Origin of the sequence: Muriicola jejuensis, assembly GCF_010671595.1 — a bacterium.
Taxonomy (GTDB): domain Bacteria; phylum Bacteroidota; class Bacteroidia; order Flavobacteriales; family Flavobacteriaceae; genus Muriicola; species Muriicola jejuensis.
In genome coordinates this window covers 195,882-221,128 of the sequence record NZ_JAABOP010000001.1, presented here as the reverse complement: position 1 = coordinate 221,128, position 25,247 = coordinate 195,882, and the positions used below count along the sequence as shown (strand labels likewise).

The window sequence follows — 25,247 nt, the reverse complement described above, 5'->3', positions numbered from 1 at the left end:
TCAAAGGATTAAACCAATTCCGCTTCTTTTTCTTTGCGGCGGTTTTCAGCGAGATGTTCGATTAGTTCGGGAACTTTTTCGAAAGCAGCTGCGAGTCCGTGAGCTTTAGTTGCTTCCAGGAAACTGATCTCTTCTCCTTTGGTGACGAGGAATCCGATGGGTTCAATGCCCATACCGGCTCCGGCGCCCATTCCCTGGCCTTTGCCTTTTTTGGATTCGGTGCCTTCTGCGCCACCGGAACCAAAGCCAAGTCCGACTTTGATAACAGGTACACAGATAAATTCACCCAGTTTGAACTGTTCTCCGACAACGGTTTCTGTTTTGGCCTCAGACTTTATAAAGTCTGTGATGCTTGCTAGTAATTCTTCAAAATGTAATTCCATGGTATAGAATTTAGAGGTTAAAAAATGATTTTATGAGGCTAACAGGTCTGTTCCGCACCATGAGTACGGCATGATTCCTTCCTTCAAAATTGACGTGAAACCCGCCTGAACGGTAATTTAAAAGGGCAAACAGGGGATATAACTTCGCATTGGTGATACAATCCCCTGTATCCAGGTCGAGTTCCCATTTTTTGATCTCGAAGGATCTCAATACCCTCCATATGGTTTTAGGAGCAAACCTGTTCCAGTGTTTACGTCCTTTCTTTTCACTTGGTTTTTTGCCGGTTTTCTTACGCCTGGGTTTTAAGGGGTAGAAATAAAATTGTCTGAAGGGCACCTTTACCCGGATTCTCAAGATCTCGAGCTTATCGGCCTCGACGCTGGCCTTCACAAGTCCCTTTATTTCAGCGTAATAGTTGTTGCTTCTGGTGTCTAGGTAAATATCAATTGGGGCGAACAACAATCCGATCAGAACCAGAACCAGGACCAGTATAACGGTAACGATTACAGGGCCCATGACTCATTTTTGCAAAGGAAGACCATATAAAACCCAGATACAATGATATAAGTCATACCCCTCAATTTTTCAGGAAATATTTTGGATTTTTAAGTGCTCCGCGAAGTGTGTCACTTCGTGGTAAATCCAATGATAACGGACCTCTTAAGAGTGCGAAGTTGCAAACTTCGCACAGCGGAATTTTGGGGTGAATGGTACCACCAGTCTGGAGACTGGCGGTAACCGGCGAATTTGGAATTTGTTATTTGGATTTTCCGGCTGGGGTTGGCCTGCCTGCCGGCAGGCAGGCTCGTTTCACTCGCCTGCCCCAGCGATCCCGTGTTGCAAGAGCAAATCCCAGCCCGCTTTCGCAGGCTTTGGGGTTTTTATTTCGTTCGAGTGTCTTGAGTGAGTTTAGTTTTCTTTGGAAATTGGAATTTCAAAACAAGGCTGTGGTCAACTCGCTTTGCTCGTTGGACCCGGGCCGAGCGTCAAGCGGAAGGTCCGGTGGACCTTCTGCAGCGAGGAGCCAGCCGGTGCGCTGGCTTTCTTGCAATTATTTCTGAAGTATTAGAAATGCTGTGGTTAACTTCGCTTCGCTCGTTGGACCCAGCGATCCCATGTTGCAAGAGCAAAACCCAGCCTGCATTCGCAGGCTGTTCGGTTTTTATTTCGTTCGAAATCCTCGAGCTAGCTCGGGCTTCACTTGGGATCTTGAATTTTCACTGTTGGCTGGGGTTGGCTCGTTTCACTCGCCTGACCCAGCGATCCCATGCTGCAAATGCAGAATCCGCTGCAAGCTTCGCTTGCCGGATTTTTGTTCTCTTTAAAAGGCTCAAGCAAGCTTGGCCTTTCTCCGAAAACAAAAATCCCCGCCGTGCTGGCGAGGATTTTGCGCTTGATCGTGACCTGGCTGGGGCTCGAACCCAGGACCCTCTCCTTAAAAGGGAGATGCTCTACCAACTGAGCTACCAGGTCAAAATGAAATTAAAATGTCTTTTGGGATCCCCTGAAGGGGACCCTTTAAGAGGGTGCAAATATAATATCAATAATCTATTTTTCAAGTCGAATTAAGGATAATTTTAAGAATTCTTTGAATTCGTATTCAATTGCTTCATTTTTGCCAAACAGAATTATGAAGATCGTCCTGACAGGGTATATGGGAAGTGGTAAATCGGTCGTGGGGAAGGCCCTCGCAGCTCGACTGGGTCTTCCTTTCCTCGATTTGGACGATCAGATCGAGAAGGAACTCGGCATGGACATCCCCGAGATCTTTAAGGAGAAAGGGGAAATCTTCTTCAGGAAGAAGGAGCACGAGTTTCTCCGGGAGATACTGAGATCAAAGGAAGCGTTCGTCTTGTCCACAGGTGGGGGAACGCCTTGTTACTCCGGGAATATGGATCTGCTTCTTGCCACAACGGCCCAGATATTCTACCTGCAATTATCTGTTTTCTCACTCACGAACCGCCTTTTGGCCGAAAAGCATCACAGGCCTTTGATCAGCCATCTACAGCACGCAGACCTGCAGGAATTCATCGGGAAACACCTGTTTGAAAGACGTCCTTTCTACTCAAGGGCACATCATACCATCCACTGTGACGGGAGGTCCGTGGATGAGGTCGTCCTTGAGATCACAAAAAAATTAATCTAGAAATACGCGGTCCTTCTTCGCCTCGAAACGTACGTGAACGTGTTCCTGCAGGGAAGTGGAAAGGGAGATCCCTTTAAAGTCGGCCTTCACCGGATATTTCTTGTGATTCCGGTTTACGAGGACAGCGGTCTTCAGCCTCTTAAGCGGGGTTTTCAGGAAATGGTGTACGCCGTAGATAAGGGTAGAACCGGAATTCAGTACATCATCCACGAGTACGATTGAAGAATTCTTATACTTCGAGGGTTCCAGAGAGGTGGTAACACCACTGTGCAGTGGATTCGACTTGTCCATGGTGACCTGACACAGGACGATCTCCATCTCGGTGATCTCATTCAAGATACGTTGGAGTTTCTTGGCAAAAGAGAGCCCTCCCCCGGTGATCCCTGCGAGAATGATCCGTTTTTCCTCTGCGTTTACCTCGTAGATCTGGTAGGCGATTCGCCTGATGATGTGCTGAATTTGTTCGTGGTTCAGGATCTTGTTCTCCATGTTTCAGGTGGTTTTCTTTTCAAAGATAAAAAAGAGTTCACTTCCTTGTCTCGGAGGAATTGAATTGTACGCCTTTTCCAGTTTTCGTATGCTGAAATATCTGGAGAAGAGGTTCCGGTAGTCCTCCCTGTTTCCGCCATAGGGCGGTCCTCCTTCCTCCAGGGGAAAATCGAAAAGCAATCCTGCCAGTATGCCATCGTCCCTGAGAAGGGACTGCATTTTTTGGGCGTATTTCTCTCTTAAATTCGGTTCCAGGGCACAAAAGAAGGTCTGTTCCAGGATAAGATCGAATTTCATACCCTCCAGGCTGAAGAAATCTGAGAGGAGCAGCTGTTCTTCCGGAAAGTTGGGATTGGCCTTTCTGAAATTGGCAAGAGGCACCTCGCTGATATCCAGCCCGTAAACATGGCTAACACCTTTTTCGTAAAGGTAACTCACCTCGTATCCATTTCCCGCTCCTGGTACCAGGATCTGGAGTTCTGTAGAGGGTAACTGGTCAATAAATTCTTTGAGGGGTCTGGAAACCTCCCCGATGTCCCAACCCATTTTGCGGTTGCGATACCGCTCATCCCAGTATTCCTTAGTCCCCTTCATCCAGATAATCGTCAATATTCCTTCGGTCCTTTTTCGTGGGCCTTCCGGTTCCCTTTTTCCTGTAATAGGCTTGTGCAAGCCTCTGCACCTCCTGATGTTGCAGGGCTTCCGCGGGAGTCGTATCCTCCCTGTACAGTCCGACGATCTTCGCGCCTACCCGGCTCTCCGGTATTTCCAGGACCGTTAGTTGGAAGTCGACCTGATTTTTTCGCAGCGTAATTTTATCTGTGGGAAAGACCTCTCTGGAAGGCTTGGCATTCTGTCCATTGACCTTTACATGTCCCTTTTTGCAGGCCTCGGTAGCCTGGTTTCGGGTCTTGTAATAACGGGTACACCAAAGGTACTTGTCTATGCGCATATAAAAATCCTTGAGAATACTCCCAAGGATTCTAAGTTAGCTAATATTTGTTGTTTTAAAAAGAAAGTCTGACAGAACTGACTCTGTCATCCCAATTGCCAAAAGTGCCAAATCTAAGACTTTTCAATCTGTTGTTCACTTGAACCTTTGTGCCATATCTGGCATCCATTGTAAAGGATTTTCCACCATAGTTTGCATTTTCATAAAACTGAGCAAATACATTTCTTACAATAACTGAACTCAGTTTGTCATTAGGATTATTTCCAATTGGCTGATTCGAGGCGCAAATAACGGGACCGGAAGACGAAATGGTCCAATTAGTGGTAGTTGCAAAATTCTTCAGTCTGTTCACATTATCGGAGCTAGGGAACCAACAGTTTGACAAAATTATACAGTATGAATTTGGCTGCCCCAATGAGGTGTTATAACCGTACCAATGGATCCTTTTATTATCGCCGAGGTAGGAATCATAAAATAATTCAAGATTCAAACATTCATAGGGTGAACTTGCCTTCGATTCGTTACTGTTTAATTTGGTTAATGGTCTTCCTAAATTTTCCAGATATTTTTCTAGTTCTTCATTCGATTTGAACAGCATAATATTCGATTTATCTTCAAGATGAAAAACTAACTTCTCATTTGCGTCAATAATGTCATTAACTTTCTGAAAAGCTTCATCCTTAATTGCCTGATAGTCTCCATTTCGGTTAACTTCGAAGCTGACAGAATAGTTATCCCCAGCAAATTGATAATTGATTTTTTCGATTTTTATTAGCTCTATATCTGGAGAACTTGAATCAGAATCTGAGCAGGAATAAATACCTGCAAGGGCGAAGAGTATAAGTGTTTTTCTCATGTTCAATAATTTTGGAATCCAATTAAATGTAGATAAATTCCTACAATATAAATCGACGACTTTGTTAATTATACGTTAAATCAATTATTTTCATTAACCAATGATAAAAGCCTTATAAATCGTATCTTTCGCGCACAAAATAGATGTTTTTATGCTTAAGTATTTTGCCCTTCCTTTTCTGATTTTACTGATGATTTCATGTGGGAACGATGATAATGATGTTACAAAAGTGCCACCTGAAAAATTGGTAGATCAAGTTATCATTGATGATGCGGAATTGACTGAATATCTGGCGACTCATTTCTATGAGATCGAGAATGGCCCAAATGGACGGATAAATTTTATTCTTGATACCATTGCAGGAGACAATGCAGGTAAGACCCCTTTATTGTCACAAGTATCCTCAAAAGTGATTAATGTGTCTTCCATTCAGTTTCTCCTGAATGATGAAGAAGTTGATGTTCCGCATAAGTTGTATTATTTAGTTCTAGAAGGACAAGAAGGAGTAGGGGAGAGTCCAACGATTGCTGATTCAGTTTTTGTGAGATACCAGGGAAGACTGCTTAATGGAATTTCATTTGATGCATCTTCAACAGGAGCTTGGTTTGATTTACCCCGTTTGCAGTTTCCTCAGCAAGGGGCAAGGGGGTTTGCGGAAGGACTAACCTTTTTTAAATCTGGTATGATTGCGAGTGAACAACCAAGCGATGGTTCTTATCTGGTAGAAGACTTTGGTGCAGGCCTAATTTTTATGCCTTCGGGTTTAGCTTATTTTAATCAATCCCCAACAGGGATACCGTTTTACAGCCCACTCATATTTGAAATAAACCTTCTTACGGTTAAAAAAACCGATCATGACCAGGATGGAATACCATCCATCTTAGAAGATGTGAATCAAAACGGATATCTTCCTGACGATAATACGGATGCAGAGAGCGAACGTAATTCGAGGTCAAATCTGGTGGCAGATTATCAGGATCCTGATGATGATGGTGATGGGGTTCTTACCAGAACCGAGATTTCAGATGCGGATGGAAATATCATACTGCCTTATCCTGATTCAAACAACGATGGCATACCTGATTATTTGGATCCTGATATTAAAAGAAATCCAAATAATTAGCATGAAATAGGCCCCGCAAAACGGGGCCTATTAGTCTTATAGTTTTAAAGAAAAACTCAGTATGAGCTGATCCGGCCTTGTGTCTATCCGACTCGTGGGTAGAGTGGTGACATTCCTATTGATAAAGGTGGCCTCATTGTCGCTGAATCCGCGTTCGTAACGCAGGTCGATACCAAGCATCCCCAGATTAATCCCAGCTCCGAGGTTGACACCCACCGTAAAGTCATTGCGTACATCGTTGATAGTAATACCGTCGAATTTCGTATCCAGGATATACTGGAAAGCGGGGCCCCCGAATACATGGAGAGGACCTATCACTTTGGCACCTATCAGCAAAGGGACGTCTAGTTTCTTCATTTTAAAGTCATCATTGTCGTATTCCGAGGAGATACTGGTATAGACAAATTCGGGCCTGAAATACACCCGTGATCCCAGCTGGCCAAAGAACCCTATATGGTATCCCACATTCCGGTCGGGATTGCGGGCGGCTTCCCCTACAGATTCAAAATAATCCCCGTTAGCGTTGTAATTGAGTCCGGCCTTGATCCCGAACTTGGAGTCGATTTGCCCATACGAATAGGTAGAGAGGGCGGCCATGGCCACCACAAGAAGTGTTTTCTTCATAGTGTGTTCGATTAATTAGACATAGGGAGGGTATCAAGAATGATACCGAAAATCTATGCCTTCCTTTTTAACACCTGTAAAACGGCCTTCCTGATGGCTTTATTGTCCAGCCCGTATTTTTCCATAAGCTGCTCGGCAGTGCCGCTTTCCCCAAAGGTATCCCGGGTCGCGACAAACTCCTGGGGGGCTGGATGGTGGAGGGTAAGGGTACGTGCCACACTCTCTCCCAGTCCGCCCAGATAATTGTGCTCCTCACAGGTCACCACACAACCTGTTTTGCGAACGGATGCGAGAAGAGTATTTTCATCCAGGGGTTTGATCGTGTGGATATTGATAACTTCGGCAGAGATTCCTTCCTGCTCCAGGGTTTCCGCTGCCTGAAGGGCTTCCCAGACCAGGTGTCCGGTTGCGACAATAGTGACATCTTTCCCTTCGTTGAGCATGACGGCCTTTCCAATATGGAATTCCTGGTCCGGATCCGTAAAATTAGGGACCTTAGGCCTGCCAAACCTCAGGTACACAGGGCCTTCGTGGTCTGCTATGGCAAGGGTCGCCGCCTTGGTCTGGTTAAAGTCGCATGTATTGATCACCGTCATTCCCGGCAGCATCTTCATCAGTCCGATGTCCTCCAGGATCTGGTGGGTGGCACCGTCCTCCCCCAAAGTGAGTCCGGCATGGGAAGCACAGATCTTGACGTTCTTTCCCGAGTAGGCAATGGACTGCCTGATCTGGTCATACACCCTCCCGGTTGAAAAGTTCGCAAATGTACCTGTAAATGGGATGTACCCCCCGATGGTAAGTCCGGCCGCTATCCCCATCATATTCGCCTCGGCTATGCCGACCTGGAAAAAACGATCCGGGTTTTCCTCTATGAACTGTTCAATTTTAAGGGACCCTACCAGGTCTGCGCACAGGGAGACCACTTTGGGATTTTTTCTCCCCAATTCCGTCATTCCCGCTCCAAAACCGCTACGGGTATCTTTTTTCCCCTGATCTGTATATTTTCTCATTGCGTTTCTCTTATAATTTTTAATAGTCGCCCAGGGTCTCCTGATTTTGAGCAAGCGCCCTTTGCAGTTGCTCGTCATTTGGAGCCTTCCCGTGCCAGGCATGGGTGTGCATCATAAAATCGACCCCATGGCCCATCACGGTGTGCATGATCACACATACAGGCTTTCCTTTTCCGATTCGGCTTTTGGCTTCACTGAGTGTTTTTATAATGGCCTGTAGGTCATTGCCATTCTCGAGTTCCAGAACGTCCCATCCAAAGGCCTTGAACTTAGCACCCACATCGCCCAGTGCCATCACATCTTCCGTATTTCCGTCGATCTGCTGACTGTTCCGGTCTATGGTCGCGATGAGGTTATCCACTTTCTTGCTCCCCGCGTACATGATGGCCTCCCAATTCTGTCCTTCCTGAAGTTCTCCGTCTCCATGCAGGCTGTACACGATGTGCTTGTCCTTGTTGAGTTTTTTGGCCAGGGCGGCACCAATGGCGACGGACATTCCCTGTCCGAGGGATCCCGAAGCGATCCTGACCCCGGGCAGACCTTCATGAGTGGTCGGGTGGCCCTGCAGACGGGAATTTAGCATCCGGAAGGTGTTAAGTTCTTCAAGAGGGAAATACCCCTTCCTGGCCAGAACGCTGTAATACACTGGGGAGATATGCCCGTTGGAAAGGAAAAAGAGGTCTTCCCCTATGCCGTCCATCGAAAATTTCCCATGCAGTTCCATGAGTTCAAAATACAGAGCTACAAAGAACTCGGTACACCCGAGTGAACCCCCGGGATGCCCGGAATCTACCTTGTGGACCATCCGCACTATATCACGGCGAACCTGAGTGGTGATCTTTTCTAAATCGTGTTGTGATGCCATATGACCGTCTTGATTTCGGGCCTAAAAGTAAAGGCAAACTTTCGCCTGTACAAAGGGAGTTATTATATTTTATCAACGACACGGAGGTCGTGGAACTTTATTTTTTTGTTAGGGAAATTCTTTTTTGCGTTGCCTATCTTTGCCTTCTCAATCAAGGTATTGCAATTCAAATTAGAACATAGGGATCCGGCATCAAAAGCCCGGGCAGGGGAGATGATCACGGATCACGGCAGCATCAGGACGCCCATCTTTATGCCCGTGGGAACCGTAGCTTCCGTCAAAGGGGTCCACCAAAAGGAATTGCGTGAGGAGATCGACCCGGATATTATCCTCGGGAACACCTATCACCTCTACCTGCGCCCCGGGATGGATATCCTCAGAAAAGCAGGTGGCCTGCACGCCTTTATGGGTTGGGACAGGAACCTCCTGACCGACAGCGGCGGGTACCAGGTCTATTCCCTCTCAGGGAACAGGAAGATCAGGGAAGAAGGAGTGAAATTTAAGTCACATATTGACGGATCTGCTCATATGTTCACCCCCGAATACGTCATGGAGATCCAGCGCATCATAGGGGCAGACATCATTATGGCCTTCGATGAATGCACTCCCTATCCCTGTGATTACCAATATGCCCAACGGTCCATGCACCTCACACACCGCTGGCTGGACAGGTGTATGGTCCATCTGGAGACCTTGCCTTTCCCATACGGATATTCCCAGACCTTTTTCCCAATCGTACAGGGTTCTACCTTTAAGGACCTGAGGAAACAATCTGCCGAATATATCGCTGGGGTAGGAGCTGAGGGCAATGCCATAGGCGGACTCTCCGTGGGTGAGCCGGCAGAGGAGATGTATGCAATGACGGAAGTGGTGTGCGACATCCTCCCTGAAGACAAGCCCAGGTACCTGATGGGGGTCGGGACACCTATAAACCTTCTGGAAAATATCGCTCTGGGGATCGATATGTTCGATTGCGTAATGCCAACCCGGAACGGCCGAAACGGGATGCTTTTTACGGCACATGGCACCATCAACATAAAGAACAAGAAATGGGAAAGCGATTTTTCTCCAATTGATGCTGATGGTCCTACCTTTGTAGACAGGGAGTACACCAAGGCATATCTCAGGCACCTGTTCGTCGCCAACGAATATCTGGGGAAACAGATCGCCACCATACACAACCTCGGTTTTTATCTGTGGTTGGTCAGAGAAGCCAGAAGTCATATTTTAGCCGGGGATTTTGCCTCCTGGAAAAATAGAATGGTAAAACAAATGGACAACCGACTCTGATGCTGAAGATCCTGGATCGATATATCCTCAAGCGATACCTGCTTACGTTCGGTATGATGCTCCTTTTGTTTGTGCCGATAGGGATCATGCTCAACCTGGCCGAACAGATCGGGAAAATGATCGACAACGAGGCCCCACTGAACGAGATCCTGGTCTACTACATGAATTTCACCATTTACATCGGGAACCTGTTATTTCCGGTGTTCCTTTTCCTCTCCATAATCTTCTTTACATCAAAGTTGGCCAACAATACGGAGATCGTCGCCATTTTGAGTTCTGGGGTCTCCTACAACAGGTTTCTGCGTCCCTACTGGATAGGTGCCTCCGTAATTGCTGTTCTTATGTTCTTTATGAGCATGTTCATCGTGCCCAATGCCAGTGTGGGCTATCACGAATTCAAGTTCAAATACCTCAAAAAAGGAAAGCAGGACAGGGTTACAAGCAATATCTTCAACCAGCTCAATGAGAATGATTTTATCTATGTGAGCAGCTTTGACCCCGACCGGCAGATCGGGTACAATTTTACCTTTGAACACTTTGGGGAGGACAATCAGCTGGAGGAAAAGATCAGTGCCGGGAACATCCGATGGGTCGCCAAAGACAGTGTCTACAGGCTTACTAGCTACACCAACCGCAGGTTGGTGGGGAAGGAAGAGATCGTAGTGACCAAGCGCAGGCTCGACACCATCTTTAACTTTAAGATCGATGACCTAACCCCGGTTTCCTACGTCGCCGAGACGAAGAACCTCTTTGAGCTCAATAAATTCATAGATACGCAAAGGAAGAAAGGGGCCTCAAATATCAATACGTATATCCTCGTGAAGTACAAGCGCTGGGCCCTGCCCGTAACTGCCTTTATCCTGACCATCATAGGGGTTGCGGTTTCATCCGTGAAACGCAGGGGAGGTATGGGGGTAAACCTGGCCTTTGGGATTGGGGTGGCCTTTATCTATATCTTCTTTGACAAGGTCTTTGGTACTCTCGCGGAACAATCAGGCTTCTCCCCACTCCTGGCTGTCATTATCCCCAACCTGGCCTTTGGCGCCCTGGGGATCTACCTCCTTCAAAATGCAAAGCGATAAGCTGAAGAACTACTTCCTGCTCCACCTCATCGTATTCATTTGGGGCTTTACGGCTGTTTTGGGTAAACTTATTTCGATCGAAGCCCTACCTCTGGTTTGGTACAGAATGTCCCTGGCTGCCCTTTGTATTCTCCTGTTTATAGGTATCCGAAAGATTTCCCTCTCCGTGGCCAGAAGGTCACTATGGATCATGGTCATCACAGGGGTGATCATCGCGCTGCACTGGATCACCTTTTTCGGGGCTATCAAAGTGGCTAATGTTTCGGTCGCACTGGCAACCATGGCGACGGGCGCATTCTTTGGTTCCCTTCTCGAACCTGTCTGGTACGGCAGGAAGGTAATTAGGTATGAAGTGGTCTTCGGGTTGATCGTGATCCTGGGATTGTATTTTATATTCGATGTGGGCATGGAATATGCTCAAGGCATCTTGCTAGCCCTGGCCTCGGCTTTCCTGGGGGCCCTTTTTACCCTGATCAACGGTCAGCTGATCCGGACCCACAAACCGTCTGTCATAGGATTCTACGAACTTCTGAGCGGGGCGGTTTTTGTGTCTGTTTACCTGGCCTTGAGTTCGGGGTATACGGCCGACTTCTTCGTAATGAGCGCTTCGGACTGGCTTTTTATCCTTATCCTCGCTTCCGTCTGTACGGCCTTTGCCTTTATAGCCTCCGTGAAGGTCATGCGGTTTGTAAGTCCGTATACGGTCTTGCTGACTGTAAACCTGGAACCCGTATATGGGATCCTCCTGGCCTATGCCATTTTTGGGGAGAGCGAGAGGATGAATACCCAATTCTACGTAGGCGGGCTCCTCATCCTGCTCACCGTTGTGGCCAACGGGATCCTCAAAAACCGGCATACCTCAAAAAGCACCGGGTAAAGGAACAGGTTCCCATATATATTTTATATTTGTGGGCAGAATCAACTGAAACTAACTGGAGATGGAATACCTGGATTTTGAACTCCCCATAAAGGAACTTGAAGAGCAGCTGGAAAAGTGCCAGATCATAGGTGAGGAGAGCGATGTGGATGTCACCGATACTTGTAAGCAAATTGAAAAGAAACTCTCCGAGACCCGCAGGGAGATCTATAAAAATCTGACCGCCTGGCAAAGGGTTCAGTTGTCGAGACACCCCAACAGGCCTTATACACTCGATTATATCCGTGCGATCTGCGGAGAGACCTGGCTCGAATTGCACGGTGACCGCAACGTGAAAGACGACAAGGCCATGATAGGCGGACTTGGAAAGATCGGGGACCAGAGCTATATGTTAATCGGGCAGCAAAAGGGATACAATACCAAGACAAGGCAGCTGAGGAATTTCGGGATGGCCAACCCCGAAGGTTACCGCAAGGCCCTGAGACTGATGAAATCAGCGGAAAAATTCAACATCCCGGTGGTGAGTTTTATAGACACTCCCGGTGCATACCCCGGAATTGAGGCAGAAGAAAGGGGACAAGGGGAAGCCATTGCCCGGAATATACTGGAAATGACCCGTCTCAAAGTACCGATCATCGTGGTGATCATTGGGGAAGGAGCTTCAGGAGGTGCCCTGGGAATAGGAGTGGGGGATAAGGTATTAATGCTCGAGAACACCTGGTATTCGGTGATCTCACCGGAATCCTGCTCGTCCATCCTTTGGCGCAGCTGGGAATACAAAGAAGTCGCGGCAGAAGCCCTCAAGCTGACGGCCTCGGATATGAAAAAACTCAAACTGATCGATGAGATCGTAAAGGAACCGGAAGGAGGTGCCCATGCCAACCGCGAAAGGGCATTTGAGATCGTCAAGAACAAAATAAGCAAGCATTACGAAGACCTCAAAAAGTTATCACCAGAGAAGCTGGTCGAAATGCGGATGGATAAGTATTGCAATATGGGTGTTTTCAGCGGGTAAAACACTGAGTTAAAAGCATTGCGGAAAACCGGGGATTAAGTTCCCCGGTTTTTTTCTGTTATGAACACAAATTCGTAACTTATCAACAGGGAGTTTGTTGATGAACGGTTAATATCCGAACTCCTAAATAGAATGTTAACTTAAGGTTAATGTATACTTTTGTTCCCTATGGAAAAACCCAGTCCGGTTCTAGGCCACAATATCGGCAAAGCGTCTCTTATCAGCCTTGAGAAGGGAAAAATACCCCCTCAAGCAGTTGATTTAGAGGAAGTTGTGCTTGGGGCGATGATGATCGACAAGAAAGGGGTGGATGAGGTTATCGATATCCTTCATCCGGACGTTTTCTATAAGGATTCACACAGGTCCATATACGAGGCTATCTACAAGCTCTTCGAAAGTTCAGAACCGGTCGATTTATTAACCGTTTCAGCCCAGTTGCGGAAGGAGGGGAAACTCGACCTGGTCGGTGGGGATTTTTACCTGATCAAACTCACTCAGAAAGTGGCCAGTTCGGCCCATATTGAATTCCATGCCAGGATCATCCTGCAAAAGTACATCCAGCGCAGCCTGATCAAGATATCCAATGAGATCATCGAAGAAGCCTACAATGAGGGAACCGATGTCTTCGATCTCCTGGACAACGCGGAAGCTAAACTTTACGAGGTCACCCAGGGGAACCTAAAACGGTCTGCAGAAACCGCCCAGAACCTGGTCATTCAGGCCAAGAAAAAAATAGAGGAGATCGCGAACAAGGAGGGACTTAGCGGGATACCTTCCGGCTTTGACAAGGTAGACAAACTTACCTCCGGATGGCAACCGAGCGACCTGATCATTATCGCTGCCAGACCAGGTATGGGTAAGACCGCCCTAACCCTTTCCATGGCCCGGAATATTGCGGTAAATTCAAATATACCGGTGGCCTTCTTCTCCCTTGAGATGTCCTCCGTTCAGCTCATCACAAGGCTCATCTCCTCAGAGACCGGCCTGTCCTCCGAAAAACTGCGTACAGGTCGGCTGGAAAAACACGAATGGGAACAACTGAACGTCAAGGTCAAGGCATTGGAGTCTGCTCCTCTCTTTATCGATGACACTCCCTCCCTCTCCATTTTTGACCTTCGGGCCAAGGCGAGGCGGTTGGCGTCACAACACAAGATCAAACTCATCGTGCTCGACTACCTCCAGCTGATGACAGCAGGGGGAAGCCAGAAAGGCGGGAACCGGGAACAGGAGATCTCTACCATCTCCAGGAATTTAAAGGCACTGGCCAAGGAATTGAACGTTCCGGTCATCGCCCTCTCCCAGCTTTCCCGTGCCGTGGAAACCCGGGGTGGAAGTAAAAGGCCCATCCTGTCAGACCTCAGGGAATCCGGTGCCATAGAGCAGGATGCCGATATCGTTTCCTTTATTTACCGGCCGGAATACTACAAAATAGACGAGTGGGATGATGAGGAACGCACCCCTACACAGGGTCAGGCTGAATTCATCGTGGCCAAACACCGGAATGGCGGACTCGATAATATTAGGTTAAAGTTCATTGGTCAACTCGGTAAATTTGATAACTTGGATGTCTTTGATTCTCCATTCGAATTCCAATCCAAGATGAATGCCGATGGGGAGAACCCGTTCATCACTAAAAACCTGCCCAGTGCAGATGACGCCTTTGGCAGTTCGATGAACGATAATCCTGACCTGGACCCGGATGACAACGAAGTCCCATTTTAATACGCTGATCGAACACACCGGATTTTTTGATGCCGTCGTGAAGAGGAGGCATACACGCCTTTTCCCCTCTATGGCAAAATCACTATTTATATTCTTCCTTTTCTTTTCGTTTAGTTATTACGGCTTTGCCACCATGATCCTGATACCCATGGATGCGGATAGCCAGAAGAACCACCTCAAAGCCTATGGCATCACCTACTGGGTCTTGACCAAGGAACAGAAGGTTCAGTGGTTGCTCAATTACAGGGGCGGGTCCTTCCTGCTCCCGGACGGGGAGGCGATCCGCAGGGAATGCCAGATCCGGGGAGTATCCTTTGAAGTGATCTCGGAGGAGAAAGCGGAAAGCATACTCGATGCGATCAGCAGTCCGTCTCAGAACCAGGAAGCCGTCATTCTGGAAAAGGCACCCAAGATCGCCGTTTATAGTCCTAAGGAAAACCAGCCATGGGATGATGCTGTGACCATGGTCCTTACTTATGCTGAGATCCCTTACGTGACCGTATATGACACAGAAGTCCTCGATGACCAGCTCGCCTTGTACGACTGGCTGCACTTGCATCACGAGGATTTCACGGGGCAATACGGGAAATTTTATCAGGCCTATAGGACTCAACCCTGGTACATAGAAGGCAAGCTGAATGCAGAGGCCCTGGCGGAGGAGCTGGGATTCTCCAAGGTTTCAGTCGAAAAAGGTGCGGTAGCGCTCAAGATCAGGGATTATGTGATCGGAGGCGGATTCATGTTCGCCATGTGCTCTGCGACTGATAGCTTTGATATCGCCCTGGCTGCCCAGGGAGTGGATATATGCGAACCCATGTTCGACGGCGACCCTTCAGAACCCAATTATCAGGCGAAGCTCAATTTTGACAACACCTTTGCCTTTGAGAATTTTACACTGGAACGCAATCCCCTGAGATATGAATTCTCGTCCATAGACATGACGAACAAAAGGCGGAATGTTCCCAGGGAATCGGATTACTTCACCCTGATGGATTTCTCCGCCAAATGGGATCCGGTCCCAACCATGCTATGTCAGAACCACACATCCCTGGTAAAAGGATTTATGGGCCAGACCACCGCATTTGAACGTTCCGAGATCAAGCCTGTGGTACTCGTCCTGGGGGAGAACAAACTCAACGGGGAGGCCCGCTACATTCACGGGATCAAAGGGAAGGGTTTTTTTACCTTTTACGGAGGACACGATCCCGAGGACTACCAGCATCGGGTAGGAGATCCCAAGACAGAACTTGAACTCCACCCTAATTCTCCCGGTTACAGGTTAATATTAAACAATGTGCTATTCCCGGCTGCGAGGAAGAAAAAGCAAAAGACCTAGGTCAGACTTTCCAAAAATTTCTCCAGGACCACTTCAACCCCCATCTCTTCGTTGCTCAAGGTAGAGAATCTGGCGGCCCTGGCCACATTGGGATGTGCATTGGCCATGGCAACACTGAAATCTGCCAGTGCCAGCATTTCAAGATCGTTGTTGTAATCGCCAAAGACCATGGTAGACTCCGGGCCAATGCCGAGTTCCCTCTGGATCTTCTCGAGGGCGTGGCCCTTGTGGGCCAGGGGATGGGAGATGTCTACCCAGTGCCTGCCTGAGATCTTCACCATCAGGGAATCCTCGTACTCCGAAACAAGAGGATAAATGTATCGCTCCGAACTCTCAAAATGGTATGCCGCTATTTTCATGACCTCATCCTCAAACAGGTGCAGGTCATCAATCACTTCAAACTCCGTGTAATACTCCTTCAGGATCCCGAGGAATTCATTCGAATGGCCAGAGACAAAGGCATTATTCCTGGCACATAACACGGGGTGAATGTTCCTATTCCTTCCCAGAGTGTCCAGGATGGAATTTTTCGTTCCTGGATCCAGAGGGGTTGAAACGATCTCCCGTGATCCTTGCATGGCAAGGCCCCCGTTCTCGGCAATGACATAGATCCTTTCCCGAATCGGCTGTAATTTGTGAACTATGCTGTTGTATTGCCTCCCACTGGCTGCCACGAAAGTTATCCCCTTGGCACTGAGCGCCTCAAACAACTGAAAAAACCGCTCGCTTACCTCGTGTTCAGGGTTGAGGAGGGTTCCATCCATATCCGTTACAACAAGCCGAATTCCTTTAAATTGCTGGGGTAGTTTCATAGTAAGCTACAAAGGTATTTGTATTCTTCAATTTCTGTGTTACCTTAAAGCAAAGTATTTCAAAAAGAGCCATGGTAGTATTCCAGAAAGAGATCTCACTGGCACCCTATTCCAGGGGTATGCACCTGATCACAGACAGGGTCCTTCAGGAAATGCCTGAGATCAAAGGCATCAGCATGGGAATATTACAGGTGTTTATAAAGCATACCTCTGCCAGCCTGACTGTCAATGAAAATGCAGATCCCACGGTACGGGATGATTTTGAAAGGCATTTTAATGAAATGGTGCCCGAAAATGCTCCCTATTACCGACATACGTACGAGGGTCCTGATGATATGCCCGCCCATATCAAAGCCTCTATTCTAGGTTCCAGCATACAGGTGCCCATTTCCAATGGGTCACTGAACCTGGGTATCTGGCAGGGGATCTATCTCTGTGAACACAGGGACAGGGCTGGAGGTCGGAGCGTGCTCCTGACCCTTTGGGGGATGTAGGGGTCCGAGGTCGATCCGGCCTATAAATAACAAAAATCCCGCTTTGAGGCGGGATTTTTTTTTGCGAGATATTGTTGGAATTTATTTCACCTTGTCTACCACGGCTTTGAAGGCCTCAGGGTGGTTCATGGCCAGGTCGGCCAGTACTTTCCTGTTTAGTTCGATGTTGTGGGCCTTGGCCTTACCCATGAACTGGGAGTAAGACATCCCGTGCATCCTCGCCCCGGCATTGATACGGGCGATCCAAAGAGAACGGAAATTCCTTTTCTTGTTTCTTCTGTCCCTGTAAGCGTAAACCATGGCCTTTTCCACGGCGTTTTTCGCAACGGTCCAAACGTTTTTACGTCTTCCAAAGTATCCTTTGGCTTGCTTGAGCACCTTTTTCCTTCTGGCTCGGGAAGCTACTGAATTTACTGATCTTGGCATTTTTCTTTAGTTTTTTGTAGCAGGCGGCTGTTTTTGCACTTTAAGCCTGACTCCACGGTTAATACTTCTACCTTTCAGTTGCTTTATTTCAATCGCAACTGTAGCTTGATACTATCTTCATCGGCAGGGTGTACCAATGTAGAATGTGTCAGCTTGAGCTTACGCTTCTTTGATTTTTTGGTCAGGATGTGACTCTTGTAAGCGTGCTGTCTCTTGATCTTTCCAGAGCCTGTGAGCTTGAACCGCTTTTTAGCACTGGATTTGGTTTTCATCTTGGGCATTGTTCCTTTATCTTATGATTTATCTCGCTTTCGTAATTCTTATTTCTTGGTCTTGGGAGCTATGAACATGGTCATTCGCTTTCCTTCCAATCGTGGCATTTGCTCTACCTTTCCGTACTCTTCCAGGTCCTGCGCCAGTCTTAACAAGAGGATCTCTCCCTTGTCCTTGTACACGATAGACCTGCCCTTGAAAAAGACGTAGGCCTTCAGCTTTGCTCCTTCTTTGAGGAACTTCTCCGCGTGTTTCTTTTTAAAGTCGTAGTCGTGGTCATCCGTGTTGGGCCCAAATCGGATCTCCTTCACGATGACCTTGGTAGCCTTTGCCTTCATCACCTTTTCGCGCTTCTTCTGCTCGTAAAGGAATTTCTTGTAATCTATGATCTTACAAACCGGTGGCTCTGCGTTCGGGGAGATCTCCACGAGGTCTAATCCCATTTCTTCCGCTTTGCTCAGGGCCTGCCTGATCGGGTAAACCCCCATCTCCACGTTGTCACCCACGAGACGAACCTCGGAGGCTAAAATCTTGTTGTTAATGTTGTGAGGGTTTTTGTTTTCCCTCCTGGGTTGGGGCTTAAATCTTCTTCGTATTGCTATGGCTACTTCTTTTTAATTAAACTTTTTATTGCGTGTTAAAACGACTTTAATGTACTATTTATTTCTTTTTGAACCAAGTCGGTAAAGGCTTCCAGAGATATTTCCCCCAGGTCTTCCCCCCCGTGTCTTCTAACAGACAGGGTTCCCTTGGCCTCCTCATTCTCGCCGACGATCAACATGAAGGGGATTTTATTCATTTCCGCTTCACGGATTTTTTTGCCAACCGTCTCATTTCTGTTGTCAACGAGCGCGCGAATTTCGTGATTTTCTAGCGATTTTAAAACTTTTTCCGCATATTTTTCGTGTTTCTCACTGACGGGCAGGAGGATAGCCTGCTGGGGGGTGAGCCATAAAGGAAAATTCCCTCCTGAGTGCTCCAGGAGCAGGGCGACAAAACGCTCCATGCTCCCAAAGGGTGCCCGGTGTATCATCACGGGCCTGTGAAGTTCATTATCACTGCCCTTATAGGTGAGGTCGAATCGCTCCGGGAGGTTGTAATCTACCTGAATGGTCCCCAACTGCCAGTTCCTTCCCAGGGCATCCTTTACCATGAAATCCAATTTTGGGCCGTAAAAAGCAGCCTCCCCGGGAACCACGACGTACTTCAGACCCTTCTCTTCAGCGGCATTGATGATCGCCTGTTCCGCCTTTTCCCAGTTATCCACCGAACCGATATACTTCTCGGGCTTCTCGGGGTCGCGCACAGAGACCTGGGCGGTAAAATTCTCGAATCCCAGAGATCCGAGGACATAGAGGGAGAGGTCGATCACATTCTTGAATTCCTGATCGAGCTGGTCCTGAGTACAGAAAATGTGGGCGTCATCCTGAGTAAATCCCCGTACGCGGGTAAGCCCATGCAGTTCCCCGCTCTGCTCATACCGGTAGACCGTTCCAAATTCGGCATACCGCTTGGGCAATTCCCTGTAACTGAATGGCCTGGCATTGTATATCTCACAATGGTGCGGGCAGTTCATGGGTTTCAGGAGAAATTCTTCGTCTTCCTTTGGCGTGCGGATAGGCTGGAAACTGTCCTCCCCGTACTTGGCGTAATGTCCTGAGGTTACATAGAGTTCTTTCTGCCCGATATGAGGGGAGATCACCATTTCATACCCTGCCTTTTTCTGCGCCTTCTTGAGGAATTGCTCCAGCCTTTCCCGTAGTGCGGCTCCTTTGGGCAGCCATAATGGGAGGCCTTGGCCTACCTTTTGGGAAAAAGTGAATAATTCCAGTTCCTTTCCCAGTTTTCTGTGATCCCTCTTTTTGGCCTCCTCCAAAAGGGCCAGATACTCTGTAAGGTCCTTTTGTTTTGGAAAGGATATTCCGTACACCCTGGTTAGCTGGGGGTTCTTCTCATCTCCCCTCCAGTAAGCCCCCGCCACGCTCAGCAGTTTAAGGGCTTTTATAAATCCGGTGTTGGGGATGTGACCACCCCGGCACAGGTCGGTGAAGGTATCGTGGTCACAGAAGGTGATGGTCCCATCCTCCAGTGCGGAAATGAGTTCCACCTTGTATTCATTCCCCTGTTTTTTGTAGTATTCCAGGGCATCCTTCTTGGAAACTTCCCTCATTTGATAGGGGTGTTTTCCTCTGGCGATCTCCAGGGCACGTTGTTCGATCCTGGGGAAATCCTTTTCCGAAATACTGTGTTCTCCGAAGTCGATATCGTAGTAAAAACCGTTCTCGATGGCAGGTCCAATAGTGAGTTTTACACCCGGGTACAACTCCTCAATTGCCTGGGCTACTACGTGGGAGGAGGAGTGCCAGAAAGCTTTTTTGCCCTCATCGTCATTCCAAGTAAAGAGGACCAGCTTTCCGTCCTTTTTTAAAGGCGTAACCGTTTCCACGGTCACGTCATCGAACTTGGCGGAAATGACATTCCGGGCCAGGCCCTCGCTGATGTCCCTGGCGACATCCATAGGGGTAACTCCTTTTTCATAGGTCTTGACGGTGCCATCCGGAAGGGTAATCTCAATCATAGTTCAGGCCTTTTGATGCCGACGCAAAGATAGGGTGCGCAAACCAAGCGGGCAATAGCAGAAACCCACTTAATCCTTCCTGGAGGTGGACTTCCCAAAGAGTGCGTCCACAACGGTCTTGATACTGTAGAAGCCCATCCCTATGGCTCCCAGGGCGAGGATACCCCCGATCACCAGGACAGGGATGAACCAGGGGTGGTCCTGGTTTTTGAAAGCCTGATACAAAACCACCGGTGCCGTGAACATAAGGGCAACCGTATAGGCGAGGAATTTCACCCCTTTGATCAGCAATTCTTTATTGGTCCTCCGCGCAGTACTATTTTTCATAAGGTCCAAAATTACGAATAAAGAGCCAGAATAAGGAGATTTCCATCTTCTTGAATTCCGGGATGATAGCCTTACCTTGGATTGCATTTTGTAACTTTCACTCTATGCGATTCGTACTGATACCGGATAAGTTCAAAGGATCCCTGAGCGCGAAGGAGGTGATAGGGGCCATGTCCTCAGGGATAAGACAGGTACATCCCGAAGCTGAGATCTCCTCGGTGATCGCCTCAGACGGAGGGGACGGTTTCCTCCATGCGGTAGCCAGTGCGATCCCCGTCAGGGAGGTACTTTGTCAGGCGGTGGATCCCCTGGGAAGGAAGATAGAGTCCCGTTATCTTTTCAGCAGGGAAGATCAAGCGGCCTATATTGAAATGGCGGAATGTAGTGGTCTGGTTCTGCTAGACGCCTCGGAGCGCAACCCCACCCGTACCACTACCCTGGGCACGGGAATGCAGATCAGGGATGCCCTGGAAAGAGGGGCGAGGAAGATCTATATCGGGCTGGGGGGTAGTGCTACTAATGACGGGGGAATCGGGATCGCACACGGTCTGGGCTTTCGGTTCAGGGACAGATCGGGTAAGGTGTTGGAACCGGTGGGAGGGAATCTCACCCGTGTCCATCAGATAGATACCCGGGCAGTCATGGTGGAATTGAAGGGGGCGGATCTGTTCGCAATCAATGATGTTCAGAACCCCTTGTTGGGATCAAAAGGTGCAGCTGCGGTTTACGCCCCGCAGAAAGGGGCGGATGTGGAAGAGATCCGCTCTCTTGAAGAGGGCCTTAAGAATCTGGATCTTATCGTGGGCAAAGCCCTGGGTCATTCCGCAGCCGACCTTCCGGGTGCGGGCGCCGCAGGAGGTGCAGCCTATGGCCTACATGTCTTCCTTCATGCAAAGTTTATCAAAGGCGTGGAGTTCATGCTGAAGCTTACCCGATCGGAGACCTTGTTCAAAGAAGGAGGTATCGATCTGTTGATCACGGGAGAGGGAGCCATAGACGAACAGACCTTGCAGGGGAAACTTATACACGGTGTAGTTCTCCTGGGTAATAAATACAGAGTCCCTGTGCTGGCAATTTGTGGAAAACTCGACCTGGCACCCGGAGATATAGGGAAATTCGGACTGGAAGCCATCCTAGAGATACGGGATCCCAGAAAGCCGGTGCAATACAGTATGGAAAATGCGGCCATACTCATTGAAAACAGCCTATCGGAATATCTCCGAAAGAGAAAAAATACCTGATCAATCCGGGTTCAGTTCAGGGTAACCTGGGCCTTTTCTTCCTGTACAATGGCGAAATATCCCAGAGGAAATACCTCGGGCTGGTCTACATTGTCTATGACATCGATATTGTCCAGATCCGTAACGTCGAAAACATTACCCCTTACGGTGCTCACAGGAGTCTGGAAGGGACCCTGGGAGTCCCCGCTCTGTTCAATGAGCTGGTCCATGTAATTAGAAAATGTCTGGTCTGCCCCCATGATGCTGATGTCCAGTACGGTCCCTGGATCGAACTCCTGGTCGTAGAAAAAGGAAAACTCGAATTCCTGCCCCTTGTAGAATTCGTCTTCGGTGACGAGGTATTCTCCAAAGCCAAAATCGAAGATATAAAAATTGTCCACCTCGGGCTGATCCGTAAAATTAACGATGACTTCCGTTTCATTGTCCCCGAAAAGGGTCCCGGTACCCTGGGTGATGGAATTGATGGGCACAACGGGGACATACCTGGTCTGGGCAAGGTAGAGCCTGCCCTGGTGCCTTATCAACAGAGTAAAGAGGAAATTCCGGTCTAAAAGAGAGGTGGGAATCCTCTGGTCTGAACTGAAATTCGGGTCGGGCACATAAATACCCGAACCTGGACTTGTCTCGGCCAGGCTGGAAGATCCCTGACTTACCACGATCCCGTCTACGGTCTCTTCGTACATGATCAACACACTTTCTGCAGAAGTGGGTACATTTTCCTCAAAAAAGTTACTGGAAAGGGTTAGCTTGATCTCTACAGGGAGGTAAGTCTGGTCTGTGTCTACACGTATAAGACCATCCACGACAAGGCGGGTGTCCTGTTCTGGCAGATCCACCTCTATGACATCCTCGCATCCCGAGAAGAGGATAGAGGAAAGGACGGCAAGCAATACCACTCTTTTCATGGTCCTGATCAAAATTTAAAGTTATAGGTCACCGCCGGGACGATCCCGAAAATGGAGGTTCGAACGGCTTCGTTTACCCCGGTATCCTGATTCCTCCTGAAATTGATGGCCGCGGCATTCATTCTGCTGTACACGTTGTAGATGCTAAATACCCACTCTGTCTGCCAGTTCCTTTTCTCATTCTTTCGGGGCGTAAGGGTGGCCGAGAGATCCAAACGGTGATAGGCGGGGAGTCTTTCCTGGTTCCTGAGCCCGTAGAAGGGGACGGTAAGCCCCTGGAACTGGAATTGGCCCACAGGATAATTGGTCGGCTGTCCGGTCTGATAAACAAAATTGGTATTGAAGTTCCATTTCTTGTTCAGGTCAAAGCTGCCGTAAAAGGAAATATCATGGGTTTTGTCGTATGGAGTGCTGTACCACCTCGAAAAGTTTATCCCCGTTTCCCGGTTAGACCTGCCGTTGTCAAAGGGGAGGTTCCTTCCAGGCGTTCGTTGTTCGGACCTGGAAAGGGTGTAGGCAAGCCAGCCTTTGAAGCGACCTTCGTTCTTCCTCAGGAGTAGTTCCAGTCCGTATGCCCGGGCTTCTCCATTGAGTATCACTTGTTCAATGGCGTTGTTTGCGATGAGATTGGCCCCGTCGATATAATCGATGCGGTTTTGGACATCCTTGTAGAAGACTTCAGTTTCCAGGCTGTACTCCCCATCTGAGATCGTACGGAAATAGCCCATGGCATACTGATCCAGGAGCTGGGGCTTAACAAAAGGCCCACTGGGTGTCCACACATCCAGGGGAGTGGGGGAGCTGGTATTGGAAAGCAGGTGGAGGTATTGTGCGATCCGGGTATAGCTGGCCTTGATCGATTGCTCAGAATTCAGGGTATAGGCCAGGGCGATCCTGGGTTCCAGATTGGTAAAACTGGCCAGTTGATCCCCCCTTGAGGAAGAGATCGTTCCTGTGGGAGTCGCTTCCTGATAGACCAGTAAAAAAGGATCGAAAATCACGGGATTGTCATTTTCGTACGTGTTCAATTCTTCCTGTCCGAATCGGATGAAATGACTCAGGCGCAGACCGTACTGCAGACTCAGGGAAGGGGTAAGGGATTGTTCCACATCCACATAGGCGGCAAACTCATCCGCGTATTTCTTGATCAGTTGTTCTTCGACGATGCCGGAATCCGGACTATTGGGAACGATCTTCCCCGGATTGAAGACGTAATAGATGTTGTTCAGCCCGTAATTTACCTGAAAGGTATCGCTGAGGTAGTTCTTAAGGTCGTATTTGATATTGAAATTCCTGATCCCCGAATTCCATTTAAATCCTACAAAATCCAGCTCAAGTCCGTAGTAGAAGTCGGAATAGATCAGGGACAGGTTGCTGAAAAGCCTGTCTGAGAACAGGTGGTTCCATCTCAGGTTCAGGACGCTGTTTCCATAGATATTCTCGAAATTGTTAGAGATCGCGAAAACATCCCTTCCGAAGTAGCCGGAGAGAAAAAGGTTGTTGTTCTCGTTGAGTTTATAGTTGATCTTGGTGTTTAGGTCGTAGAAGTAGGCTGTGTTATCCAGGTCGAACAAGGGTAGAAACAGGTGGGCATAAGAGGCGCGTCCGCCGATGAGAAAGGCCGACTTGTCCTTGACAATAGGACCTTCTGCCAGCAGCCTGCTGGCCACGGCACCAATGCCCCCGTTCATCTTGAATTCCTTGCTATTCCCTTCTTTCTGAAAGATCTCCAGGACCGAGGAGACCCTGCCTCCGTATCGGGAAGGGATGGCCCCTTTAAACAATTTGACATCCTTGATGGCATCGGGGTTGAAGACCGAGAAAAATCCAAACAGGTGGGAGCTGTTAAATATGGTAGCCTCATCCAGGAGGATAAGATTCTGATCAGCGGCACCTCCCCTGACGTTAAAGCCGGAAGCGCCTTCTCCCGCATTGCTTACTCCCGGCAGGAGGATGAGGGATTTAATGATGTCTGCCTCTCCGAGAACCACAGGGATATCCTTAATCGTCTGAACGGACAGGGTATTCACACTCATCTGTGGTTTCCTGATATTTAGTTTTTCCACATTTTCCGTCACTACGACTTCCTCGAGTACTTCGGTCTTTTCTGTAAGCCGGAAATCCCTTTTTTGATCCTTGTCGAACACCACCGTTTCCACGATCTCCTCGAATCCCAAGTAGGTGATCTGAAGTTCATAAGTACCCCTGGGCAGGGTCAGGGAAAAGAACCCATACTCGTTGGTAGTGACCCCGGTCTTGAGAGAAGGGATGACAATGCTGACCCCAATTAAGGTCTCATTGCTGGAGGCCTCGCTCACGGTGCCACTTAGAGTGAATCGCTCCTGTGCAGCAAGACTGAGAAGAGAGAAAAATAAAAGGATCGGAAGGCACCTATGCGCAGAGGGGATCAGGTGCATGCT

27 protein-coding genes and 1 tRNA gene are annotated in these 25,247 nt (G+C 48.3%); 10 read left to right on the top strand and 18 right to left on the bottom strand.

What is annotated here, in order from left to right:
- Nucleotides 1-8: 8 nt before the first annotated feature.
- The 3 genes from GWK09_RS01000 to GWK09_RS00990 all read right to left on the bottom strand — a co-directional run bounded on the left by GWK09_RS01000 (nucleotide 9) and on the right by GWK09_RS00990 (nucleotide 1,857).
- A complete protein-coding gene (locus tag GWK09_RS01000; RefSeq protein WP_163691161.1) occupies nucleotides 9-383 on the bottom strand; it encodes a GerW family sporulation protein in 375 nt (124 codons plus the stop codon).
- Between the two features lie 10 nt (nucleotides 384-393).
- Nucleotides 394-900, bottom strand: a complete 507-nt coding sequence (locus tag GWK09_RS00995) for a hypothetical protein (protein WP_163691160.1) — start codon at nucleotides 898-900, stop codon at nucleotides 394-396.
- 884 nt (nucleotides 901-1,784) lie between these two features.
- A tRNA-Lys gene (locus GWK09_RS00990) sits at nucleotides 1,785-1,857 on the bottom strand.
- Nucleotides 1,858-2,014: 157 nt separating this feature from the next.
- Here GWK09_RS00990 and GWK09_RS00985 point away from each other — a divergent pair.
- Entirely contained in the window at nucleotides 2,015-2,530 is a 516-nt protein-coding gene (locus GWK09_RS00985; protein WP_163691159.1) for a shikimate kinase, read from the top strand.
- On the opposite strand, the gene GWK09_RS00980 is transcribed toward GWK09_RS00985, so the two are convergent.
- From GWK09_RS00980 to GWK09_RS00965, 4 genes are read right to left on the bottom strand one after another with little or no spacing between them, the layout of a single operon-like run.
- A complete protein-coding gene (locus tag GWK09_RS00980; RefSeq protein ID WP_163691158.1) occupies nucleotides 2,522-3,019 on the bottom strand; it encodes a phosphoribosyltransferase family protein in 498 nt (165 codons plus the stop codon). The two genes, GWK09_RS00985 and GWK09_RS00980, sit on opposite strands and share 9 nt — an antisense overlap.
- A gap of 3 nt (nucleotides 3,020-3,022) precedes the next feature.
- Nucleotides 3,023-3,613, bottom strand: coding sequence for a methyltransferase domain-containing protein (locus GWK09_RS00975; RefSeq protein ID WP_163691157.1), 591 nt, complete (start codon nucleotides 3,611-3,613; stop codon nucleotides 3,023-3,025).
- Nucleotides 3,600-3,971 carry an RNA-binding S4 domain-containing protein gene (locus GWK09_RS00970; RefSeq protein ID WP_163691156.1) on the bottom strand — a complete coding sequence of 124 codons (372 nt, stop codon included), beginning with the start codon at nucleotides 3,969-3,971 and terminating at the stop codon, nucleotides 3,600-3,602. The genes GWK09_RS00975 and GWK09_RS00970 overlap by 14 nt, the downstream gene beginning before the upstream one ends.
- Before the next feature lie 55 nt (nucleotides 3,972-4,026).
- A complete protein-coding gene (locus GWK09_RS00965; protein ID WP_163691155.1) occupies nucleotides 4,027-4,827 on the bottom strand; it encodes a hypothetical protein in 801 nt (266 codons plus the stop codon).
- A 151-nt stretch (nucleotides 4,828-4,978) separates the two neighbouring features.
- Here GWK09_RS00965 and GWK09_RS00960 point away from each other — a divergent pair, with 151 nt between their 5' ends.
- Nucleotides 4,979-5,950 carry an FKBP-type peptidyl-prolyl cis-trans isomerase gene (locus GWK09_RS00960; protein ID WP_163691154.1) on the top strand — a complete coding sequence of 324 codons (972 nt, stop codon included), beginning with the start codon at nucleotides 4,979-4,981 and terminating at the stop codon, nucleotides 5,948-5,950.
- 36 nt (nucleotides 5,951-5,986) lie between these two features.
- Here the strand turns inward: GWK09_RS00960 and GWK09_RS00955 are convergent, their stop codons facing one another.
- The 3 genes from GWK09_RS00955 to GWK09_RS00945 are packed head-to-tail and all read right to left on the bottom strand — an operon-like array spanning nucleotide 5,987 to nucleotide 8,449.
- Entirely contained in the window at nucleotides 5,987-6,574 is a 588-nt protein-coding gene (locus GWK09_RS00955; RefSeq protein WP_163691153.1) for an outer membrane beta-barrel protein, read from the bottom strand.
- A gap of 53 nt (nucleotides 6,575-6,627) precedes the next feature.
- Nucleotides 6,628-7,584 carry a transketolase family protein gene (locus GWK09_RS00950; protein WP_163691152.1) on the bottom strand — a complete coding sequence of 319 codons (957 nt, stop codon included), beginning with the start codon at nucleotides 7,582-7,584 and terminating at the stop codon, nucleotides 6,628-6,630.
- 19 nt (nucleotides 7,585-7,603) lie between these two features.
- Complete coding sequence (locus tag GWK09_RS00945; RefSeq protein ID WP_163691151.1) at nucleotides 7,604-8,449, bottom strand: transketolase; 846 nt, start codon at nucleotides 8,447-8,449, stop codon at nucleotides 7,604-7,606.
- Between the two features lie 159 nt (nucleotides 8,450-8,608).
- Between GWK09_RS00945 and tgt the strand changes: the two genes are divergently transcribed.
- The 6 genes from tgt (at nucleotide 8,609) to GWK09_RS00915 (ending at nucleotide 15,771) form a co-directional block, all read left to right on the top strand.
- Nucleotides 8,609-9,739, top strand: a complete 1,131-nt coding sequence (gene tgt / locus GWK09_RS00940; RefSeq protein WP_163691150.1) for a tRNA guanosine(34) transglycosylase Tgt — start codon at nucleotides 8,609-8,611, stop codon at nucleotides 9,737-9,739.
- Nucleotides 9,739-10,821, top strand: coding sequence for an LptF/LptG family permease (locus tag GWK09_RS00935; protein WP_163691149.1), 1,083 nt, complete (start codon nucleotides 9,739-9,741; stop codon nucleotides 10,819-10,821). The genes tgt and GWK09_RS00935 overlap by 1 nt, the downstream gene beginning before the upstream one ends.
- Nucleotides 10,808-11,698 (top strand): DMT family transporter, encoded by an 891-nt coding sequence (locus GWK09_RS00930; RefSeq protein ID WP_163691148.1) that lies wholly within the window; start codon nucleotides 10,808-10,810, stop codon nucleotides 11,696-11,698. The genes GWK09_RS00935 and GWK09_RS00930 overlap by 14 nt, the downstream gene beginning before the upstream one ends.
- Before the next feature lie 61 nt (nucleotides 11,699-11,759).
- Nucleotides 11,760-12,713, top strand: a complete 954-nt coding sequence (locus tag GWK09_RS00925; RefSeq protein ID WP_163691147.1) for an acetyl-CoA carboxylase carboxyltransferase subunit alpha — start codon at nucleotides 11,760-11,762, stop codon at nucleotides 12,711-12,713.
- A gap of 168 nt (nucleotides 12,714-12,881) precedes the next feature.
- Nucleotides 12,882-14,435, top strand: a complete 1,554-nt coding sequence (gene dnaB / locus GWK09_RS00920) for a replicative DNA helicase (protein WP_163691146.1) — start codon at nucleotides 12,882-12,884, stop codon at nucleotides 14,433-14,435.
- Nucleotides 14,436-14,505: 70 nt separating this feature from the next.
- Nucleotides 14,506-15,771 carry an asparagine synthetase B gene (locus tag GWK09_RS00915; protein ID WP_163692462.1) on the top strand — a complete coding sequence of 422 codons (1,266 nt, stop codon included), beginning with the start codon at nucleotides 14,506-14,508 and terminating at the stop codon, nucleotides 15,769-15,771.
- On the opposite strand, the gene GWK09_RS00910 is transcribed toward GWK09_RS00915, so the two are convergent.
- Nucleotides 15,768-16,583 (bottom strand): HAD family hydrolase, encoded by an 816-nt coding sequence (locus GWK09_RS00910; protein WP_163691145.1) that lies wholly within the window; start codon nucleotides 16,581-16,583, stop codon nucleotides 15,768-15,770. The two genes, GWK09_RS00915 and GWK09_RS00910, sit on opposite strands and share 4 nt — an antisense overlap.
- Nucleotides 16,584-16,654: 71 nt before the next feature.
- On the opposite strand from GWK09_RS00910, the gene GWK09_RS00905 reads away from it, so the two are divergent.
- Nucleotides 16,655-17,077: a secondary thiamine-phosphate synthase enzyme YjbQ gene (locus GWK09_RS00905; RefSeq protein ID WP_163691144.1), complete on the top strand. Its 423-nt coding sequence runs from the start codon at nucleotides 16,655-16,657 to the stop codon at nucleotides 17,075-17,077.
- Between the two features lie 81 nt (nucleotides 17,078-17,158).
- Here the strand turns inward: GWK09_RS00905 and rplT are convergent, their stop codons facing one another.
- From rplT to GWK09_RS00880, 5 genes are all read right to left on the bottom strand, one after another.
- Complete coding sequence (gene rplT / locus GWK09_RS00900; RefSeq protein WP_163691143.1) at nucleotides 17,159-17,503, bottom strand: 50S ribosomal protein L20; 345 nt, start codon at nucleotides 17,501-17,503, stop codon at nucleotides 17,159-17,161.
- An 83-nt stretch (nucleotides 17,504-17,586) separates the two neighbouring features.
- Complete coding sequence (gene rpmI / locus GWK09_RS00895; protein WP_163691142.1) at nucleotides 17,587-17,784, bottom strand: 50S ribosomal protein L35; 198 nt, start codon at nucleotides 17,782-17,784, stop codon at nucleotides 17,587-17,589.
- A gap of 39 nt (nucleotides 17,785-17,823) precedes the next feature.
- The gene (gene infC / locus GWK09_RS00890; RefSeq protein WP_283401235.1) at nucleotides 17,824-18,372 is read right to left on the bottom strand and encodes a translation initiation factor IF-3; all 549 of its coding nucleotides are present in this window, start codon (nucleotides 18,370-18,372) and stop codon (nucleotides 17,824-17,826) included.
- Between the two features lie 41 nt (nucleotides 18,373-18,413).
- Nucleotides 18,414-20,354 (bottom strand): threonine--tRNA ligase, encoded by a 1,941-nt coding sequence (gene thrS / locus GWK09_RS00885; RefSeq protein ID WP_163691141.1) that lies wholly within the window; start codon nucleotides 20,352-20,354, stop codon nucleotides 18,414-18,416.
- A gap of 69 nt (nucleotides 20,355-20,423) precedes the next feature.
- Complete coding sequence (locus tag GWK09_RS00880) at nucleotides 20,424-20,681, bottom strand: DUF6095 family protein (protein ID WP_163691140.1); 258 nt, start codon at nucleotides 20,679-20,681, stop codon at nucleotides 20,424-20,426.
- A gap of 104 nt (nucleotides 20,682-20,785) precedes the next feature.
- Here GWK09_RS00880 and GWK09_RS00875 point away from each other — a divergent pair, with 104 nt between their 5' ends.
- Nucleotides 20,786-21,922 (top strand): glycerate kinase, encoded by a 1,137-nt coding sequence (locus GWK09_RS00875; RefSeq protein WP_163691139.1) that lies wholly within the window; start codon nucleotides 20,786-20,788, stop codon nucleotides 21,920-21,922.
- An 11-nt stretch (nucleotides 21,923-21,933) separates the two neighbouring features.
- On the opposite strand, the gene GWK09_RS00870 is transcribed toward GWK09_RS00875, so the two are convergent.
- Nucleotides 21,934-22,827 (bottom strand): DUF4249 family protein, encoded by an 894-nt coding sequence (locus GWK09_RS00870; RefSeq protein ID WP_163691138.1) that lies wholly within the window; start codon nucleotides 22,825-22,827, stop codon nucleotides 21,934-21,936.
- An 8-nt stretch (nucleotides 22,828-22,835) separates the two neighbouring features.
- A complete protein-coding gene (locus GWK09_RS00865; protein ID WP_163691137.1) occupies nucleotides 22,836-25,244 on the bottom strand; it encodes a TonB-dependent receptor in 2,409 nt (802 codons plus the stop codon).
- Nucleotides 25,245-25,247: the final 3 nt, after the last annotated feature.